The sequence below is a fragment of the Klebsiella michiganensis genome, from assembly GCF_015139575.1.
Taxonomy (GTDB): domain Bacteria; phylum Pseudomonadota; class Gammaproteobacteria; order Enterobacterales; family Enterobacteriaceae; genus Klebsiella; species Klebsiella michiganensis.
The window spans coordinates 2,271,426-2,291,281 of sequence record NZ_AP022547.1 but is presented as its reverse complement, the minus strand read 5'-3'; the positions used below and the strand labels follow the sequence as shown (position 1 = coordinate 2,291,281).

General features: G+C 55.2%; 18 protein-coding genes. 9 read left to right on the top strand and 9 right to left on the bottom strand.

The features are described from left to right. Positions 1 to 72: 72 nt before the first annotated feature. Both JLG71_RS10850 and JLG71_RS10845 read right to left on the bottom strand, forming a co-directional pair. Positions 73 to 1,464: a carbohydrate porin gene (locus JLG71_RS10850; protein ID WP_064377670.1), complete on the bottom strand. Its 1,392-nt coding sequence runs from the start codon at positions 1,462 to 1,464 to the stop codon at positions 73 to 75. 99 nt (positions 1,465 to 1,563) lie between these two features. Next, positions 1,564 to 2,922 (bottom strand): glycoside-pentoside-hexuronide (GPH):cation symporter, encoded by a 1,359-nt coding sequence (locus JLG71_RS10845; protein ID WP_025106155.1) that lies wholly within the window; start codon positions 2,920 to 2,922, stop codon positions 1,564 to 1,566. 514 nt (positions 2,923 to 3,436) lie between these two features. Between JLG71_RS10845 and JLG71_RS10840 the strand changes: the two genes are divergently transcribed. Further along, a complete protein-coding gene (locus JLG71_RS10840; protein ID WP_025106154.1) occupies positions 3,437 to 5,185 on the top strand; it encodes an alpha,alpha-trehalase in 1,749 nt (582 codons plus the stop codon). Positions 5,186 to 5,289: 104 nt separating this feature from the next. Here JLG71_RS10840 and emtA read toward each other — a convergent pair whose 3' ends face one another. Further along, positions 5,290 to 5,901 carry a membrane-bound lytic murein transglycosylase EmtA gene (gene emtA / locus JLG71_RS10835; protein ID WP_009651970.1) on the bottom strand — a complete coding sequence of 204 codons (612 nt, stop codon included), beginning with the start codon at positions 5,899 to 5,901 and terminating at the stop codon, positions 5,290 to 5,292. Positions 5,902 to 5,996: 95 nt separating this feature from the next. Here emtA and ldcA point away from each other — a divergent pair, with 95 nt between their 5' ends. Together ldcA and JLG71_RS10825 are read left to right on the top strand one after the other, a co-directional pair. After that, positions 5,997 to 6,911 (top strand): muramoyltetrapeptide carboxypeptidase, encoded by a 915-nt coding sequence (gene ldcA / locus JLG71_RS10830; RefSeq protein ID WP_014229799.1) that lies wholly within the window; start codon positions 5,997 to 5,999, stop codon positions 6,909 to 6,911. A 92-nt stretch (positions 6,912 to 7,003) separates the two neighbouring features. Further along, positions 7,004 to 8,737, top strand: coding sequence for a potassium/proton antiporter (locus tag JLG71_RS10825; RefSeq protein ID WP_004851981.1), 1,734 nt, complete (start codon positions 7,004 to 7,006; stop codon positions 8,735 to 8,737). Between the two features lie 16 nt (positions 8,738 to 8,753). Here JLG71_RS10825 and dadX read toward each other — a convergent pair whose 3' ends face one another. Together dadX and JLG71_RS10815 are read right to left on the bottom strand one after the other, a co-directional pair. Beyond that, entirely contained in the window at positions 8,754 to 9,824 is a 1,071-nt protein-coding gene (gene dadX, locus JLG71_RS10820; protein WP_014229800.1) for a catabolic alanine racemase DadX, read from the bottom strand. Positions 9,825 to 9,836: 12 nt separating this feature from the next. Then, positions 9,837 to 11,135, bottom strand: a complete 1,299-nt coding sequence (locus tag JLG71_RS10815; protein ID WP_025106152.1) for a D-amino acid dehydrogenase — start codon at positions 11,133 to 11,135, stop codon at positions 9,837 to 9,839. Between the two features lie 321 nt (positions 11,136 to 11,456). On the opposite strand from JLG71_RS10815, the gene JLG71_RS10810 reads away from it, so the two are divergent. Then, positions 11,457 to 12,989: a SpoVR family protein gene (locus tag JLG71_RS10810; RefSeq protein WP_004138526.1), complete on the top strand. Its 1,533-nt coding sequence runs from the start codon at positions 11,457 to 11,459 to the stop codon at positions 12,987 to 12,989. A gap of 59 nt (positions 12,990 to 13,048) precedes the next feature. Here the strand turns inward: JLG71_RS10810 and fadR are convergent, their stop codons facing one another. Beyond that, a complete protein-coding gene (gene fadR, locus JLG71_RS10805; RefSeq protein ID WP_004851987.1) occupies positions 13,049 to 13,768 on the bottom strand; it encodes a fatty acid metabolism transcriptional regulator FadR in 720 nt (239 codons plus the stop codon). A 245-nt stretch (positions 13,769 to 14,013) separates the two neighbouring features. On the opposite strand from fadR, the gene nhaB reads away from it, so the two are divergent. The 3 genes from nhaB (at position 14,014) to JLG71_RS10790 (ending at position 16,687) form a co-directional block, all read left to right on the top strand. Then, positions 14,014 to 15,567, top strand: coding sequence for a sodium/proton antiporter NhaB (nhaB, locus tag JLG71_RS10800; RefSeq protein WP_025106151.1), 1,554 nt, complete (start codon positions 14,014 to 14,016; stop codon positions 15,565 to 15,567). Between the two features lie 128 nt (positions 15,568 to 15,695). Next, a complete protein-coding gene (gene dsbB / locus JLG71_RS10795) occupies positions 15,696 to 16,226 on the top strand; it encodes a disulfide bond formation protein DsbB (RefSeq protein ID WP_014229804.1) in 531 nt (176 codons plus the stop codon). Positions 16,227 to 16,342: 116 nt separating this feature from the next. Next, positions 16,343 to 16,687: a DUF1971 domain-containing protein gene (locus JLG71_RS10790; protein ID WP_004103255.1), complete on the top strand. Its 345-nt coding sequence runs from the start codon at positions 16,343 to 16,345 to the stop codon at positions 16,685 to 16,687. A gap of 8 nt (positions 16,688 to 16,695) precedes the next feature. On the opposite strand, the gene JLG71_RS10785 is transcribed toward JLG71_RS10790, so the two are convergent. The 3 genes from JLG71_RS10785 to JLG71_RS10775 all read right to left on the bottom strand — a co-directional run bounded on the left by JLG71_RS10785 (position 16,696) and on the right by JLG71_RS10775 (position 18,195). Then, on the bottom strand, positions 16,696 to 17,142 hold the full coding sequence (locus tag JLG71_RS10785) for a YcgN family cysteine cluster protein (RefSeq protein ID WP_004851995.1): 447 nt from the start codon (positions 17,140 to 17,142) through the stop codon (positions 16,696 to 16,698). A gap of 94 nt (positions 17,143 to 17,236) precedes the next feature. Beyond that, positions 17,237 to 17,896: a fumarylacetoacetate hydrolase family protein gene (locus JLG71_RS10780; protein ID WP_004851997.1), complete on the bottom strand. Its 660-nt coding sequence runs from the start codon at positions 17,894 to 17,896 to the stop codon at positions 17,237 to 17,239. Between the two features lie 17 nt (positions 17,897 to 17,913). After that, positions 17,914 to 18,195 (bottom strand): YcgL domain-containing protein, encoded by a 282-nt coding sequence (locus tag JLG71_RS10775; RefSeq protein WP_004138522.1) that lies wholly within the window; start codon positions 18,193 to 18,195, stop codon positions 17,914 to 17,916. Positions 18,196 to 18,321: 126 nt separating this feature from the next. Here JLG71_RS10775 and minC point away from each other — a divergent pair, with 126 nt between their 5' ends. Beyond that, complete coding sequence (gene minC / locus JLG71_RS10770; protein WP_004852000.1) at positions 18,322 to 19,020, top strand: septum site-determining protein MinC; 699 nt, start codon at positions 18,322 to 18,324, stop codon at positions 19,018 to 19,020. Positions 19,021 to 19,043: 23 nt separating this feature from the next. Then, on the top strand, positions 19,044 to 19,856 hold the full coding sequence (gene minD, locus JLG71_RS10765) for a septum site-determining protein MinD (RefSeq protein ID WP_004103267.1): 813 nt from the start codon (positions 19,044 to 19,046) through the stop codon (positions 19,854 to 19,856).

Here is a 19,856-nt window from a genome sequence, read left to right as displayed (position 1 = left end):
GTTAACTCGAGCCTCCGCAGGAGGCGTAATGGCATAATGAACAGAGCCCGCACAATGCGGGCTCTGCTTTGATCAGAAGAAATATTTGAAACGTAGACGGCCACCGTAGCGGGAGTCTTCATGTTTGTCGCCATCCGTTGGTTTCGCTTCAATCCACGAGGCGTAAGCGCCAAGGTAGATGTTGAAGTTCTTCATATCCATGACATTGGGGAACAGGTACGATGCGTGAATGGTGTGGATATCGTAGTCACCCACGTTGGAGATCCAGCAGCCATCGTCGCAGGTAGAGACATAATTAGCCGAGTTAAACTTGTCGATTTTGTTGTGGGCGTAGATGTAACCCAGTTCAAAACGATGCCAGAGGGAGTTGATAGCTGCGGTGAAATCCTTCTCATCGGAGGCATCCATATAGGCCACGTTCAGGTTAGTGGTGACCCCATCTTCCGGATCGGTTTTTTGTCCATTCCATGACATCGTCAAGCCATAGCCGGTACGGTCCGACTGGTCGACCCAACTGCCGCGATTGTCGTAATAACCGTAAGCATTCTTCACGACGTTCTTTTCCATCGCTACTGCGGTAGAGAAGCGACCGCTATTCCACGCAATCACCGGACGTAAATAGGCGACGTTTTTCTCATTTTCCAGGGTATTGCCGTGATAGCTGGAGTCCTGGAACAGCGTACTGCCGTTTTCCACCAGGTTATTAAGTTCGAAATACCAGTTATCTATCGTTTTACTGAGCAGGAAGTTGCCGCCGCTGCTGCTACGGCCGCGGCCCTCTTTCATCATGTAAATATAGCCGTAGCCATCGCTATAGAGGTCGTTAGCCGTGTTGCCGGAATATTCGACAAACGTATCCTGATTCAGCGGGAACATATCGTAGGCCTCGAAACGACCAACTTTCACCTTCCAGTCATCTTCCCTGCCAAAGAAGAATACCGCATCATCAAGGTTCATTTTACCGGTCATATCAGCCAGCGGCTGGGCGGAGAAACCGGCAAAATTGCCGTTATCCATTTTGCGCATACCATCGAAGCCCAGCAGAATACGGCCGTTAATATCCCAACGTTCTTTAGTACCCGGCGCCCAGTTTTTACTCGAAGAGGTTTTTACCGACGTCAGGCTACCGCTACCGCTGGCGCCATCCATATTGAATTCCACATCGCCATAAAACTTCAGGTCGCCATAGCCAGAGAGCGTAAGCTTCGTGGGCGTCGCGCCGGGAGCGACCGGGTCAGCGGCATCGACTTTCACCGCCGGCGCGGTTTTTGCTGGCGTTGTTTGCTGTTGTTTAAGCGTTTGTATCTGCGCTTCCGCGTCGGCGGCGCGCTGTTCAGCGTTAATTAATCTTTGCTCCAGTTGCGCAAGGCGCTGGTCAATATCGGCAGAGGTATTATTTTTTGCTGCTATCACATTAGAGGACATAATGGCGCCAATAGCCAAAGCCATATATTTTATTTTCATTTGAATATCCCTAAATTAATTATTGTTTATTTCATTCAGGATACACCTGTGGCTATGTGAAGATGAATTCACAACGCCACAAGTGTTATTCTGTTATTTTCAGGACTCGGCAAAAGTTCCTTTTTTCAAATCATCAACAATGCCATTCATTCTATTTTCTGTTAAGCCATAGAATTTAATAGAGACTGCGGTAAGAACATAGAAAATTGACGGTACCAGGGTGAACAATAGCACTACGCCATGTACCGCAGAGGCTGGTTGCACCGTGGTGTTAGCCGCGTAATGGTAGTAAGCCAGCACCCATCCAAGAATCGCACCACCAACGGCTACGCCGAGCTTAATCACAAAAATATTCGCCGCGACGTTCATTCCAGTGATACGACGCTGGGTTTTCCATTCACCATAGTTATTAACGTCGGTTATCATTGACCACTGTAGCGCGCCGTTGCCGCCCTGAATAATGGAGATCAGAATATGCACGCCGAGCACCAGCACCCAATATTGTACCGGCACCATAAAGCATACGACGCCCAGCGCAGCGGTGACGAGATTAATCCAGAAAGAGAGTCTGACCTTACAGAAACGCGTACCAAACGGTTTTGCCAGCACCGAACCCAGCATGGAGGCAAACATCCCGCCGAGCATGAATATTGTAATAACGTCCGCACCTTTATTCAGCACGCTATTGACGTAATATACCACCGCCCCGCCGCGAATCACCACGGCAACCAGCATCATAAAGTTGTAAACGGAGAGAATACGCCACTGATCGTTGCGGAAAAGAATTTTCACATCGCGGGCAATATTCAGATTTTCTTCTTTTATCGGCTGGACGCGCTCTTTAGTGGTCGCGAAACAGACGACAAACATCAGGCAGCCGATAACGCCAAATATCGCCATGGAGACCTGAATACCCGTCGCCCGATCGCCAGGATAAAGAAGATCAGCCAGCGGTAAAATAAACGCGGTACCCAGCGCGCCGCCAATCGGCGTGATGGCAAAACGCCAGGATTGCAGAGAGAGGCTTTCACGCGGATCGGAAGTCAGCGCCGCACCCAGCGAGCAGTAAGGAATATTAATGGCGGTGTACATCAACGTCATAAATATATATGCCGCAACCGCATAAACCACTTTCCCCGAGTCGGAGAAAGACGGTATGGAGTAAACCAGCACGCAGCTCACGGCAAAAGGTACACAGATAGCCAGCAGCCACGGACGGAAGCGCCCCCAGCGGGTTGAGGTGGCATCCGCAATCGCCCCCATAATCGGATCGGTAATCGCATCCAGCAGACGAACCAGCAAAAACATCGTCCCCATCACGGCGGGCGGTAGACCATAAATATCGGTATAGAAGTAGGCTAAGATGGCAACGGAGGAGTCAAATACAATATGGCTCGCTGCGTCCCCCAGGCTGTAACCTACTTTTTCTCTGACAGAAATTTTGTCGCCAGCAGACATACATCACTCCTTTACGAAAAAATGAAACCGGTTTCTGTAATGTCTGCATTTTTTACTTTTCTCTCCTACAGATGCCATTATGTTTTTTTATTAATTATTTATGTTTTTTTATTTATGTGATCCTGTCAGCCTTCAATGGTATTAGAACCCGTTTTTTTGTTTGGCAGATCACATGTTTTAATACTTCGCTAACTTTTTTCAGGCGACAGGGATGAGCAGATAAAAATGCCATATAGGAATACCATGCCGCTTGTCTATTTATTTTTCTTATTCGCGGATTATGTTTTTTATCAATTGCCAGATATTCAGCGAAAATATCCCCCGAAGTACCCTACAAGACAGCGCTGTTTTAACCGCCAATATTTTGTCGGTGCGGAACAGAGCAGTGCCCGGTAAATACTCTGTTTTCACTTAAAATGTTACCTCGGACACGCGCAGCGGCGGATATTCGTCTAAGGTTTTCTGATGGCCGAATGCAGTGGCACATAGTCTGCAATGATAAGGAGAACAATCTATGACGAGTCCCGTTTCCCGTCGCCCCGCTACCCTGCCTTTTGCTCTTCGTCTGGCGCTAGGGGGCGCGTTTGTCGCCCTGGCGACGTTGACGGCTCAGGCTGAAGAAACCCGTCCCACCCCGCAATCACCCGATATCCTGCTCGGTCCGCTATTTAACGATGTGCAAAGCGCGAAACTTTTTTCTGACCAGAAAACGTTTGCTGACGCCATTCCGAACGGCGACCCGCTGATGATCCTTGCCGATTATCGTATGCAGAAAAGCCAGACCAGCTTTGATTTGCGGCACTTCGTCGAACTCAACTTTACCCTGCCTCGCGAAAACGACCAGTACGTTCCGCCAAAAGGACAAACGCTGCGCCAGCATATCAACGGATTATGGCCCGTACTGACCCGCAGTACCGTCGACGTCGAAAAATGGGATTCGCTGCTGCCGCTGCCAAAGCCCTACGTGGTGCCCGGCGGACGCTTTCGCGAAGTCTATTACTGGGACAGCTACTTCACCATGCTCGGTCTCGCTGAGAGCGGCCACTGGGATAAAATTGAAGATATGGTGACCAACTTCGCCGCGGAGATCGACGCCTGGGGCCATATTCCCAACGGCAACCGCACCTACTATCTGAGCCGCTCGCAGCCGCCGTTCTTCCCGTTTATGGTTGAACTGCTGGCCACGCACGAGGGCGATGAGGCGCTCAAAAAATGGCTGCCGCAGATGGAGAAAGAGTACCAGTACTGGATGGATGGCGCTGAGGCGCTTGAGCCCGGCAGCGCCAGTAAGCGCGTGGTGCGGATGGCCGACGGTGCCCTGCTCAACCGCTACTGGGACGATAACGACACGCCGCGTCCGGAATCCTGGCTGGACGACGTCACAACCGCCAAAAACAATCCCAACCGCCCGGCCACTGAAATCTACCGCGATCTGCGCTCCGCCGCGGCATCCGGCTGGGACTTCAGCTCCCGCTGGATGGATAACCCGCAGCAGCTCGGCACCATCCGCACCACCTCGATTGTTCCGGTCGATCTGAACTCGCTGATGTTCCACATGGAAAAAACCATCGCCCGCGCCAGTAAAGCGGCAGGGGATAGCGCTAAATCCGCGCAGTATGACGCATTAGCCAACGCCCGTCAGAAAGCGCTGGAGAAATATCTGTGGAACGATAAAGAGGGCTGGTACGCCGATTACGATCTGAAAAGTCATAAGGTGCGCAATCAGCTGACCGCCGCGGCGCTGTTCCCGCTGTACGTCAACGCCGCCTCCAGCGAACGCGCCGCGAAGGTCGCCGCCGCCACCGAAGCGCGACTGCTCAAGCCCGGCGGCCTGACCACCACGACCGTCAATAGCGGCCAGCAGTGGGATGCGCCGAACGGCTGGGCGCCGCTGCAGTGGGTTGCCGCTGAAGGCCTGCAAAAGTATGGCCAGCAGAAAATCGCAATGGAGGTGAGCTGGCGGTTCCTCAGCAACGTTCAGCACACCTACAACAGCGAACAGAAGCTGGTGGAAAAATATGATGTCAGCTCGACCGGAACAGGCGGCGGTGGCGGAGAGTATCCGCTACAGGACGGCTTTGGCTGGACCAACGGCGTCACCCTGAAGATGCTGGACCTGGTGTGTCCGAAAGAGAAGCCGTGTGACTCCGTCCCCACCGCGCGCCCGGCGGCGAATGACGACAACGGCAAAGCGGCGGACGTCTCGGCGCAGCCTGCCGCTCAGCAGCCGGCTGCGGTAGAGGAGAAAAAAGTCGCGCCGTAAACCTCCGCGCGGCGGGGGCCCGCCGCGCGTCTTTATCAATGTGCAGTTCCAGAATCGGCCGGGCCGATGGCTCCCCGGCAAGCTGAGCCTGCGGGGAGCGCCCTTTACATGGCGTCCAGCGCCTTCTGCAGCTTCCAGATATAGCGCGGCGCCTGCGGTGCCGGGTGCTTTTTCACCACGTGCTCAAAGAAATCATCGGCGTCCATATCGTTAATCTCTTCAATCGCATCCTGGCGATTGGACGAGAACGTCCGCAGCAGCGCGCCCGCGCCGTTGGCATAGGACACCACCACCGCATAGCGCATCACCTGCGGGTCTTTAATCCCCGCCAGCGGACCGTTTTCGAGGATGCTGAGGTAGGCCGCCCCCATCGAAATATTGCGCTCGGGATTCTTCAGCTCGCTCACCGAAGGATCCCCGCTCCAGCCCATCCGCCGGTAAACATCGCGACCGGAGGTCGAGGGCTTCAGCTGCATCAGGCCAACCGCGCCGGATTTGCTGACCACCGTCGGGTTACCGCCGGACTCAATGGCGATGATGGCGGTAATCAGCTGGGGATCGACGCCCCACGCCGCACCGGCTTTTTCGCTGATTGGCATCCACTGCATCGCCCGCTTAACCGGGACTTCCGGGTTCCATGGCGGGTTACGATAATCGTGTTTTGAACTACAACCGGCCAACAATACACATAAAAAAACACACCATCTCAATTTCACACATCTATCCTTATTGGCTGAAGTTTGCCGCACGGAGATGACAATAAACGCTCCAGGCGGCATGATAACCCTTTCATTCTTAGCAAGGAATTGTCATGTCTCAGTTTTATCTCGTAGCCCCTTCCGGTTACTGCATCAACCAGGAGGCGGCGTATCGCGGCGTGCAGCGTCTGCAGGAGGCCGGGCATCAGGTCGCGCACCAGGAAGTCATTCCCCGCCGGGCGCTGCGCTTTGCCGGAACTGAGAATGAACGCCTTGCCGATATCAACCAGCTCGCCGCCCTCGCCGGTAAAAACCGCATCGTGCTGGCGGTACGCGGCGGCTACGGCGCGACTCGCCTGCTGCCGCAGATTGACTGGCAGGCGCTGATCGCCCGCCAGCAGCAGGATCCGCTGCTTATTTGCGGCCACAGCGATTTCACCGCCATCCAGCTGGGGCTGCTGGCAAAGGGTAGCATAATCACTTTTAGCGGGCCGATGCTGGCGGGAAACTTCGGCGCTGAAACGCTGAACGAATTTACCGAGCACCATTTCTGGCAGGCGCTGCGCAACCCGGCGTTTACGCTCGAATGGCACGGTGAAGGCCCGGACTGTCGCGCCGACGGCACGCTGTGGGGCGGCAACCTGGCGATGCTGACTTCGCTTATCGGCACTCCGTGGATGCCGCAGATTAGCGACGGAATTCTGGTGGTGGAAGATATTAACGAACACCCGTTCCGCGTCGAACGCATGCTATTACAGCTACTCAACAGCGGTATTCTCGCGCGTCAGCGGGCGATTATCCTCGGCAGTTTTACCGGCGCAAACGCCAACGACTACGATGCCGGATACGATCTGCCGATGGTATACGACTACCTTCGCCAGCAGCTTAACATTCCGGTCATCAGCGGCCTGGATTTCGGTCACGAGCAGCGTACGGTCACCCTGCCGCTTGGCGCCAGAGCGTTGCTGGTCAACAACGCATCCATCACCACGTTAAGCATCAGCGGCCACCCGGTTCTGGCGGAATAAAAATTCCTCTAACGCATATCCCGATCGGCGTCAGATTGTTAAAATGGTGTAGTTTTTAATTTATCTTCACGCCGGTAAGGAGTACGTCAACATTGGACGCCGCTGCGGTCATCAGTCTGTTTATCCTGGGTTCTGTTTTAGTAACCTGTAGTATTTTATTAAGTTCCTTTTCCTCACGCCTTGGCATCCCGATTCTGGTTATCTTCCTGGCGATTGGGATGCTGGCGGGCATTGACGGTATCGGCGGCATTCCGTTTGACAACTACCCTTTCGCCTACATGGTGAGCAACCTGGCGCTGGCGGTTATCCTGCTTGACGGCGGGATGCGCACTCAGGCCAGCTCTTTTCGCGTGGCGCTGTGGCCCGCCCTCTCGCTCGCCACGGTCGGGGTGCTGATCACCTCGGCCCTGACCGGACTGATGGCGGCCTGGCTGTTTCATCTCAACCTGATTGAAGGGCTGCTGATCGGCGCTATCGTCGGCTCAACCGATGCCGCGGCGGTGTTCTCACTCCTCGGCGGTAAAGGGCTGAACGAACGCGTCGGCTCGACGCTGGAAATTGAATCCGGCAGCAACGATCCGATGGCGGTGTTCCTGACCATTACCCTTATCGAGATGATTCAGCAGCACGAGACCGGCCTGAGCTGGATGTTCGCGGTGCATATCGTGCAGCAGTTCGGGTTGGGTATCGCTATCGGCCTCGGCGGCGGCTATCTGCTGCTGCAGATGATTAATCGCATTGTGCTGCCGGCCGGGCTTTATCCTCTGCTGGCGCTGAGCGGCGGGATCATGATTTTCGCCGCCACCACCTCGCTGGACGGCAGCGGCATCCTCGCGGTCTACCTGTGCGGATTCCTGCTCGGCAACCGGCCGATTCGCAACCGCCACGGTATCCTGCAAAACTTCGACGGCCTGGCGTGGCTGGCGCAGATCGCCATGTTCCTGGTGCTCGGCCTGCTGGTCACCCCGTCCGACCTGTGGCCTATCGCCATCCCGGCGCTCATTCTGTCGATGTGGATGATCTTTATCGCCCGTCCGCTGTCGGTGTTTGCCGGTCTGCTGCCGTTTCGCGGCTTCAACCTGCGCGAGCGGATATTTATCAGCTGGGTGGGCCTGCGCGGCGCGGTGCCGATTATTCTCGCCGTCTTCCCGATGATGGCGGGCCTGGAGAATGCGCGGTTGTTCTTTAACGTGGCCTTCTTCGTGGTGCTGGTCTCGCTGCTGTTACAGGGGACCTCGCTCTCCTGGGCGGCGAAGAAAGCCAAAGTGGTGGTGCCGCCGGTCGGCTCGCCCATCTCCCGCGTCGGGCTGGATATCCATCCGGAAAACCCGTGGGAGCAGTTCGTGTACCAGCTTAGCGCCGAAAAATGGTGCGTCGGCGCGGCGCTGCGCGACCTGCATATGCCGCCGGAGACGCGGATTGCCGCGCTGTTTCGCGACAACGTACTCCTGCACCCTACCGGCAGTACCCGGCTGCTGGAAGGCGATATTCTCTGCGTGATTGGCCGCGAACGCGACCTGCCCGCGCTGGGTAAACTGTTCAGCCAGTCGCCGCCGGTGGCGCTGGATCAGCGCTTCTTCGGTGATTTTATCCTCGATGCCAGTGCCAGATTTGCCGACGTCGCGCAGATTTACGGCATTGACGGGGGAGAAGAGTTTCGCGATCGCCAGCAGTCGCTGGGTGACGTCATACAGCACCTGTTAGGCGCCGCGCCGGTGGTCGGCGACCAGGTGGAATTTGCCGGGATGGTGTGGACGGTGGCGGAAAAAGAAGAGGATCACGTACTGCGGGTTGGTGTACGGATGGCGGAAGATGAGGCGGAGTGATCCGCCTCAGGCTAAGTTACACCGTCACAACCGGTACGCGCGGCGCGAGCGCGCACATTAATTCATATCCGACGGTGCCGCAGGCGGCCGCGACATCGTCAATTTTGATCTCTTTGCCCCACAGCTCAACCGGCGCGCCGATCCCTGCCTGCGGGCATGGGGTCAAATCCACGGCCAGCATATCCATTGAGATGCGCCCGACCGTCACGGTGCGTACGCCGTCAACCAGCACCGGCGTACCGCTCGGCGCCAGCCGCGGATAGCCATCGGCATAGCCGCAGGCAACGATGCCGATACGCCGCTCCTCCGCCGTGCGCCAGGTTGCGCCGTAGCCGACCGCTTCACCGGCTTTCAGGTTCTGTACGGCAATAATTTCGCTGCTTAGCGTCATCACCGGTTTCAGCCCGGTGTTGGCCACGTCCTGCCACAGGCCGGAAGGCGAGGCGCCGTACAGCACGATCCCCGGCCTCACCCAGTTAAAATGCGACTCCGGATGCCACAAGGTTGCCGCCGAGTTCGCCAGCGAGCGCGGGCAATCCAGCCCTTCCGCCGCCTGCTCAATGCGCCGCATCGGCTCGACAATGCCGTCCGGGTTTTCCGCTTCGGCGAAATGCGACATTAACGTCATTTCGCTGACGTTACCGAGCGCTCGCAGCTGCTGCCAGACGATGTGCAAACGGTCCGGCATAAAACCCAGCCGATTCATCCCGCTATTCACCTTGACGTAAATATCGAGGGGCGCGTGCAGCTTCGCCTGCTGCAGCGCCTTGATTTGCCAGTTACTGTGCACGCTGGTAGTCAATCGGTATTTATCAAACAGCGCCAGCTCATCGGCATGGAAGAAACCTTCCAGCATCAGTATCGGCCCTTTCCAGCCGAGCTCGCGCAGCAGGATCGCCTCTTCAAGATTGAGCATCGCGAAACCGTCCGCGGCGCTAAGCGCGTTCCAGACCCTTGCCAGGCCGTGGCCATAAGCATTGGCTTTGACCACCGCCCACAGGCGCGAGCCGGGCGCCGCGCGGCGAACAATGTGTTGATTCTGGCGTAAGGCTGACATATCAATGCTGGCCTTTACAGGACGAGACATGAAAGCTCCTTGTTAATTGTGAACGCCATGCAGATGCTGAGCGCGGGCAGGCGTAAAGCCTCGGCTATAGCGGGCGACGGCAAGATCGTCATACGGGATCGCCGGCGTACGCCCGGAGATCAGATCGCTGATCAGCTGGCCTGAACCGCAGGCCATGGTCCATCCCAGCGTGCCGTGGCCGGTGTTGAGCCACAGATTTTTATACGCCGTGCGGCCCACCACCGGCGTACCGTCCGGGGTCATCGGACGCAGTCCGGTCCAGAAGGTTGCCTGTTCAACGTGGCCGCCGCGCGGGAACAGATCGCGCACCACCATCTCCAGGGTTTCACGCCGCGGCTGCAGCAGTTCTTTATTAAATCCAACAATTTCCGCCATTCCGCCAACGCGAATACGCCTGTCGAAACGGGTGATGGCGATTTTGTAGGTTTCATCAAGGATAGTCGAAACCGGCGCGCCGTCTTCTTCCGCGATCGGAATCGTTAGCGAATAGCCTTTCAGCGGGTAGACCGGAATATCCACCAGCCCTTTCAGCATGGCCGTCGAATATGATCCGAATGCCATCACGTAAGCGTCGGCTTTGATGATTTCAGCGCCGCACTTCACGCCGGAGATGAGATCCCCTTCATAGAGCAGTTCATCCACCGGTGTATTAAAACGGAAAGTCACGCCCGCCTGTTCCGCCATCAGGGCCAGACGCGTGGTGAAAAGCTGGCAGTCGCCGGTTTCATCATTAGGTAAACGTAAACCGCCCGTCAGTTTATGGCTCACTTCCGCCAGCGCCGGTTCAACGTCCAGCAGGCGGTTTGCCTCCAGCAGCTGGTAAGGCACGCCCGCCTCCTGCAGTACCGCGATATCGCGGGTCGCGTTTTCGAACTGCTTGTCGGTGCGGAAAAGCTGCAGCGTGCCGCCCTGCCGGCCTTCATACTGGATACCGGTGCTCTCGCGCAGCGCCTTCAGGCAGTCGCGGCTGTACTCCGCCAGGCGCACCATACGCCCTTTGTTTTCCATATAGTGGCGAGTGTCGCAGTTGCGCAGCATCTGCCACATCCATTTCAGCTGGAACGGCGTGCCATCCAGCCCGATAGCCAGCGGCGCGTGGCGCTGGAACATCCACTTAATCGCCTTCAACGGTACTCCCGGCGCCGCCCACGGCGCAGCGTAGCCGGGAGAGATCTGCCCGGCGTTAGCGGCGCTTGTCTCTTCGGCTGGCCCCGGCTGACGATCGATAACCGTCACTTCATGTCCTGCCTGGCTTAAGTACCAGGCGCTAGCGACTCCAACTACCCCACTTCCCAGTATGACGACGCGCATAGCGGCTCCGTAATCGTTAAAGAACAATCATCTGATTACAAATTGATAACTCAGATGAAAATATTATTCAACATACGCTTTATTTATGGTGACTTATCTCACAGGGTTCTGCGCCAGCACTGCCCCCGTCGGTTTACCATCTCCTGCTGCGCCTCATTTTTCTACAGAATAAAATCCTGTTTAAACCGTAAAACAACGCCTTTAAGATTGTGAAATCGCGAAGAAAAGAAAATGCGGATGCACGCAGTTTGCGACGCCGTGTTCTATGCTTGTTAAGAGGTTTTCCGTACAGAGAGAACCATCAACAACGAGGGCGCGCTAATGGCTACGATTGATTCCATGAACAAGGACACAACCCGTTTAAGCGATGGACCCGACTGGACTTTTGAGCTGCTGGAGACCTATCTGGCAGAAGTCGATCGGGTGGCGAAGCTGTATCGTCTTGACACCTATCCGCACCAAATCGAAGTCATTACTTCCGAACAGATGATGGATGCCTACTCCAGCGTCGGGATGCCGATTAACTATCCGCACTGGTCGTTTGGTAAAAAATTCATTGAGACCGAACAGGCCTATAAGCACGGGCAACAGGGGCTGGCCTATGAAATCGTCATTAACTCCAACCCCTGTATCGCCTATTTGATGGAAGAGAACACCATCACCATGCAGGCGCTGGTGATGGCGCACGCCTGCTACGGGCACAACTCGTTTTTCAAAAATAACTACCTCTTTCGCAGCTGGACCGACGCCAGCTCCATCATCGACTATCTCATCTTCGCGCGTAAATACATCACCGAATGTGAAGAGCGCTACGGCGTTGATGAAGTCGAGAAGCTGCTCGACTCCTGCCACGCCTTGATGAACTACGGCGTTGACCGCTATAAACGCCCGCAGAAAATCTCGCTGCAGGAGGAAAAAGCGCGGCAAAAAAGCCGGGAAGAGTATCTGCAAAGCCAGGTGAATATGCTGTGGCGCACCCTGCCGAAGCGCGAAGAGGAAAAGACCATTGAAGCGGCGCGCCGCTATCCCTCTGAGCCGCAGGAAAACCTGCTCTACTTTATGGAGAAAAACGCGCCCCTGCTGGAGCCATGGCAGCGTGAGATCCTGCGTATCGTGCGTAAGGTCAGCCAGTATTTTTATCCACAGAAGCAGACTCAGGTGATGAACGAAGGCTGGGCGACCTTCTGGCACTACACCATCCTGAATCATCTTTATGATGAAGGAAAAGTCACCGAGCGCTTTATGCTGGAGTTTCTGCACAGCCACACCAACGTGGTGTTCCAGCCGCCCTATAACAGCCAGTGGTATAGCGGCATTAACCCCTATGCGCTGGGTTTCGCCATGTTCCAGGATATCAAACGTATTTGTCAGTCGCCGACGGAAGAGGACAGGTACTGGTTCCCGGATATTGCCGGATCCGACTGGCTCGAAACCTTGCACTTCGCCATGCGCGATTTCAAGGATGAAAGCTTTATCAGCCAGTTCCTGTCGCCGAAAATCATGCGCGATTTCCGCTTCTTTACCGTGCTCGATGACGATCACAACAACTATCTGGAAATATCCGCCATTCATAATGAAGAGGGATATCGTGAGATTCGTTCGAAGCTTTCAGCGCAGTACAACCTGAGCAACCTCGAGCCGAACATTCAGGTATGGAATGTGGATCTGCGCGGCGACCGTTCGCTCACCCTGCGCTACGTGCCGCACAACCGCGTGCCGCTGGATAAAGGACGCCGCGAGGTGCTGAAGCACGTCCACCGCCTGTGGGGATTTGACGTTCTTCTGGAGCAGCAAAACGCCGATGGTAGCGTTGAGCTGCTGGAACGTACGCCGCCGCGGCCCAATCCGCTGTAGCGCGTATAAAGCAAAACGCCCGGTGACAGCACCGGGCGTTGTTTATTCGTGGGCGGGGTCTAGCGCATATTAATCGCCAGGTCACCCGGCAAATTCTTCTGCATACGATGCCAAATCTCCCCGCTGTCATGCCCGTAGCGGCGAACGATTTCATAAACCTGTTCATGAAGCCCTTCTTCACATACTTTCGCCAGCTGATGATAGAAGCCGAGCGCCAGGCTACGCGCTTCCGGGTTGGCAAAATAGTGACGACCTATGCGGGTGTACAGACCTTTCATCCCGTTGAGGATCAGGCCGTAGATGGGGTTACCTGAAGCAAAGGCCAGACCGCGGAAGATATTATAATCCAGCTCGGCAAACGCATCGGCGTGGTCTTCAATTTCACGCGCGCTCGCCAGAACCTCCAGCGCCTTATCCGGGTGCTGACGGAAAGCGGTGCGGATAAAAATAGTCGAAATATTGGTACGCACGGACAGCAGATTATCAATCAGCTGCGGAACGCTGTCGTGATCGAGACGCGCGAGGGTTTCGAGAATATTCAGACCTGACGTTTCCCAGAAGTTGTTCACTTTGGTAGGCTTACCGTGCTGAATGGTTAACCAGCCATCGCGGGCCAGACGCTGCAACACTTCACGTAAGGTTGTACGGGTAACACCAATCAGTTCAGAAAGTTCACGTTCAGCGGGAAGAATTGAACCAGGAGGGAAGCGGTTATTCCAGATACTTTCAATGATGTACTCTTCAGCGAAACCCGCAGGGCTTTGCGCCTTAATGACCATAATAAGATTTCCATTACACAGCGTTGCTATTCGACTCATCATACCAGAGCGGCCATAAGGCAGATAGCGCCAGAAAGTAATTAAAAAGGGATCGCCGTTTCATTTTCAACTTTTCATTTCACACTTTCTGTGGCTAAAGAACGTGATGCGAAGAAAGTTGCGTCTCGTTTTGCGCAACTGGTAATCTTGCGTATAGTTACGCATAAAATCATGTTTCAGAATTTGACGGAGAAAGGATGTCTGTCGTGGAAATGTCGTATGGCCGCGCCCTGTGGCGCAACTTTCTTGGTCAGTCCCCGGACTGGTACAAACTCACTCTCATCATTTTCCTGATCGTTAATCCGCTGGTCTTTTATCTTCATCCGTTTATTGCCGGATGGCTGCTGGTTATCGAATTTATCTTCACCCTGGCGATGGCGCTTAAATGTTATCCGCTGCTGCCGGGCGGCCTGCTGGCTATTGAAGCGGTATTTATCGGTATGACCACGCCCGGGCATATTCGCGAAGAAGTGGCCAGTAATCTTGAAGTCCTGCTGCTGCTGATGTTTATGGTGGCGGGTATCTACTTCATGAAGCAGCTGCTGCTGTTCATCTTCACCCGTTTGCTGCTCGGCATTCGCAGCAAGATGCTGCTGTCGCTGGCGTTTTGCGTCGCGTCCGCTTTCCTCTCCGCCTTCCTCGACGCGTTGACCGTTGTCGCCGTCGTGATCAGCGTAGCCGTTGGCTTCTACGGTATTTATCACAAAGCCGCTTCGGCGCGGCCGGACGATGACAACATGCTCGACGACAGCCATATCGAGCAGCACTATCGCGATGTTCTGGAGCAGTTTCGCGGCTTCTTGCGCAGCCTGATGATGCACGCCGGGGTCGGCACCGCGCTCGGCGGCGTAATGACGATGGTCGGCGAACCGCAGAACCTGATTATTGCCAAAGCCGCGGGCTGGCACTTCGGTGAATTCTTCATACGCATGCTGCCGGTAAGCTTACCGGTGCTGGTATGCGGCCTGCTCACCTGCCTGCTGCTGGAGAAATTCCGCCTGTTTGGCTACGGCGAACCGCTGCCGCCTACGGTGCGCAAAGTGCTACAGGATTTCGACGATCGTAGCCGTCAGAGCCGCAGCCGTCAGGATCGCCTGCGTCTTATCGCCCAGGGGGTTATTGGCGTCTGGCTGATCGTCGCGCTGGCGCTGCATCTGGCGGAAGTCGGCCTGATTGGCCTGTCGGTCATCATTCTGGCAACGACTTTTTCCGGCGTCACCGATGAACACGCCATCGGCAAAGCGTTTACCGAAGCGCTGCCGTTTACCGCGCTGCTGACGGTCTTTTTTGCCGTCGTGGCGGTGATCATCGATCAGCACCTGTTTGCCCCGGTGATCGAATTTGTTCTCCAGGCCTCGCCGCACGCCCAGCTATCGCTGTTCTATCTGTTTAACGGCCTGCTATCGTCGATTTCGGATAACGTCTTCGTCGGCACCGTGTACATCAACGAAGTGAAGACGGCCCTGGAGCATGGGACGATCGGCCTGCCGCAGTTTGAGCTGCTGGCGGTGGCCATTAATACCGGTACTAACCTGCCATCCGTCGCCACGCCGAACGGTCAGGCCGCGTTTCTGTTCCTGCTCACCTCCGCGCTGGCCCCGCTGATTCGCCTCTCCTATGGCCGTATGGTGTGGATGGCGCTGCCGTATACTCTCGTCCTGACCCTGGTGGGCCTGGCGTGCGTCGAGTTTACCTTGATGCCGGCGACCCAGTGGATGCTGGAGCAGGGTTGGCTGGTGACGCCTCAGCTGCTGAAGTAAAAAGCAATACCCGGATCAAAAATCCGGGTATTCCATATTCGCTTACGTAATATTTTCAGACTAGCTGCTGGCGTCGCTTCGGTTTTCGTTTACACTGCCATGATTTAGCATGTTCCAGGGAAATGATTATGTTGCGATATTTAAACCAGTGCTCAAGGGGACGCGGTGCCTGGCTCCTGATGGCGCTTACCGCGTTTGTTCTTGAATTGGTTGCTTTGTGGTTCCAGCACGTCATGCTGCTGCAACCCTGCGTACTCTGTATTTACGAACGCTGCGCGCTTTTTGGCATTATGGGTGCCGGTATTGTCGGCGCCATCGCGCCAAAATCGCCTCTGCGCTATGTGGCGATTATTATCTGGCTCTACAGCGCCCTGCGCGGGCTGCAGCTGGCATGGGAACACACCATGATTCAGCTTCACCCTTCCCCCTTCCAGACCTGCGATTTCGCCGCTCGTTTCCCCACGTGGCTGCCGCTGGATAAATGGCTGCCTCAGGTATTTGTCGCAACCGGTGACTGCTCCGTACGCCAGTGGGAATTCCTGACGCTGGAAATGCCGCAGTGGCTGGTCGGGATCTTCGCCGCCTATCTGGTTGTCGGCGCGCTGGTGCTTATCGCACAGCCGTTTAAACCTAAAAAGCGCGATCTGTTTGGTCGCTAAGAACGATTGCTGATAAAGCGCTCCTCCGGGAGCGTTTTTTTTGCCTGCACGTTGACGTCGGTCACATAAAGTTGCATATTAAATGCAACTTATCGATGTTAACTAAGGAGCACATGATGTCTCATTTGCGTATTCCCGCTAGCTGGAAGGTAAAACGCTCCACCCCATTCTTTACCAAACAGAACGTCCCTGCCGCTCTGCTGACGCACCACAACACCGCTGCGGGTGTTTTCGGCCAGCTTTGCGTGATGGAAGGTACGGTAACCTATTATGGTTTCGCCGACGAACAGGCGACAGAGCCTGAAGCAAAGGTCGTTATCAACGCCGGACAGTTCGCGACCAGCCCGCCGCAGTACTGGCACCGCATTGAGCTTAGCGACGACGCGCAGTTCAATATTAACTTTTGGGTTGCAGATGACGCCGACGGTGAAAGCGGGCTATTTCACGCGAAGAAAGGCTAACTGAGCGCCTACTGCGCCCAGTCTGGTTTGTTCAGGATATGATCCTGCCAGTCAACCACCGTGGATTCTTTCACAGCAATATGGCGAACCGAGATGCGTTCGCCATGCATCGCCGCCTTCGAACCGGTTAACAGCGGGTGCCAGTGCGGCAGCGGTTGACCTTCCGCCAGCAGACGATAGGCGCAGGTCGGCGGCAGCCATTCAAACGTAGGCAGGTTGTCGCGGGTGAGCTTAATGCAGTCCGGTTCATATTCGAAACGGCGCTCATAGTTACGGCACTGGCAGGTTTTGATATTAAGCTGACGGCAGGCGACGTTGGTGAAGTAGATTTCGTCGGTATCCTCATCCATCAGCTTATGCAGGCAGCACTGTCCGCAGCCGTCGCAAAGTGATTCCCACTCCGCATCGCTCATTTCATCCAGTGTTTTGTGTTGCCAGAAAGGTTGTTCGCTCATTGGGATGTCCGTCATTGCAGTTCAGGGTGCACCTTATAACCAGTCTGGCACGCCGATGCAAGTTTTGCCGCCCGGAGAAGGCGGCAAGCGGTCGTTACAGCACGCGGGTGGTCAGCGAAAACCCGTTAAAACCGACTTCCAGCTCGTCGCCGCTGGCGAGCGGCCCCACGCCTTCCGGGGTGCCGGTCAGCACCACATCACCGGCTTTCAGGGTGAAGAAGCGCGACATATAGGCGATCAGCGGCACAATTTTATGAATCATGTCGGCCGTCGTGCCCTGCTGGCGCACCTCGCCGTTTACCTTCAGGCTCAGCGGCGTATTCTGCGCGTCGCCGTGAAATTCGCCGGCGGGAATAAACCCCGAAATCGGGCAGGAGTTATCAAAGCCTTTCGCCTTTTCCCACGGCTGCCCGGCTTTTTTCATTTTGCCCTGCAGATCGCGCAGGGTGAGGTCCAGCGCCACGCCATAGCCGGCGATGGCTTTGAGCACATGATCGTCCGTCGCCTGACGCAGCGTGCCGCCAATCAGCACCGCCAGCTCAACCTCGTGGTGCACCGACCCCAGCCCCTCAGGAAGCACCAACGGCTGGCGGATGTCGCATAGCGCCGTCTCAGGTTTAATAAACAGCACCGGCTCTTCCGGCGTCGCACTGCCCATCTCCTTGATGTGTTTTGCGTAGTTGCTGCCCACGCACACCACTTTGCTTACCGGATAATCCAGTAGCGCACCCTGCCAGTTATGATGTTGGTACATTGTTTTCCCTCTGTGGGTTAATCAGATTTATTCCCCTGTTCCGCCAGGTGTTTCTTGAGTAAATTTTCAGACGGAGGAGGGAGCTGAAGGTAATAGCCCTGATCGGCCAGCGCCTGTTTCACTTTATCCAAATCGGCGTGGATGAGTTTTTTTCGCCCATCGAGCGGTAAAATCATTGCCAGTTTGGGCGTACCGAAGCTATACATTAATTCGTCAGGAACGCGGGAGAAATCGTCCTTTTTTTCGACATATAAATAGGTTTGCTCACGTTTAGTACTTCGATAGATCACACAAAACATAGTTTTACTCGGAATTAGACCTGTGGTCACTTGCCTCTATATATGAGTGACTATAACATGCCTTTTAGTCTTCGGAATATCACCGCACTTCAGCGAGTGATAAACAGCAAATTGAGTAAGGCCAGGATGTCAAATACGCCAATCGAACTTAAGGGCAGTAGCTTCACCTTATCTGTGATTCATTTGCACGATGCAAATCCCGAGGTTATTCGTCAGGCGTTAGAAGACAAAATCGCCCAGGCTCCCGCCTTTTTACGTCATGCCCCCGTGGTGGTGAATATCAGCAGCATTGAAGATGACGTCGACTGGCGCCCTCTTCATGAGGCTATCGCGGCCACCGGCCTGCGTATTATGGGCGTAAGCGGATGTAAACTTCCTCGGCTGAAAACCGAAATTGACCGCGCCGGGATCCCTTTATTAACCGAAGGGAAAGAAAAAATTACCCGTCAGGCCGCGCCAGAACCCGTTGCCCCGCCGCCAGCTGTTAATCAGATCACAAAAACGCGCTTGATCGATCAGCCGGTACGTTCCGGTCAGCGTATTTATGCGCCACACTGTGATCTAATTGTTACAAACCATGTGAGTGCCGGGGCTGAACTTATTGCCGATGGTAATATCCATGTATATGGCATGATGCGGGGACGTGCGCTTGCCGGCGCCGGCGGCGACAGAGACGCCCAAATATTTTGCAGCAACCTCTCGGCGGAACTGGTTTCCATCGCCGGGGAATACTGGCTGAGTGATAACATTCCGGCCGAATTTTATGGCAAAGCGGCCCGTCTACGTTTAGACGACAGCGCTTTGACGATTCAATCGTTGAATTAATCCCTTTTTAACAAGGAATTTCTATGGCACGCATTATTGTTGTGACTTCGGGTAAAGGAGGCGTTGGCAAGACCACCTCCAGCGCGGCCATCGCTACTGGTTTGGCCCAGAAGGGAAAGAAAACGGTCGTTATCGACTTCGACATCGGCCTGCGTAACCTCGATCTGATCATGGGCTGTGAACGCCGGGTCGTTTATGACTTCGTCAACGTCATCCAGGGCGATGCCACGTTGAACCAGGCGCTGATTAAAGACAAGCGCACGGAGAACCTCTACATCCTTCCGGCCTCCCAGACGCGTGACAAAGACGCCCTGACCCGCGAAGGCGTAGACAAAGTTCTCGAAGAACTGAAAAAAATGGATTTTGATTTTATCGTCTGTGACTCCCCTGCAGGCATCGAAACCGGTGCGCTGATGGCGCTGTACTTCGCTGATGAAGCCATCATCACCACCAACCCGGAAGTCTCCTCCGTTCGCGACTCCGACCGTATCCTTGGCATCCTGGCCTCCAAATCCCGCCGCGCGGAAAGGGGCGAAGATCCGATTAAAGAGCATCTGCTGCTGACGCGCTATAACCCAGGCCGCGTGAACAAAGGTGACATGCTGAGCATGGAAGACGTGCTGGAAATTCTGCGCATCAATCTGGTGGGCGTGATTCCGGAAGATCAGTCCGTGCTGCGCGCGTCTAACCAGGGCGAACCGGTTATTCTGGATGACGCCTCGGATGCGGGTAAAGCCTATGCCGATACCGTTGAACGTCTGCTCGGAGAAGAACGCCCTTTCCGCTTCGTAGAAGAAGAGAAGAAAGGTTTCCTCAAACGCCTGTTCGGAGGATAA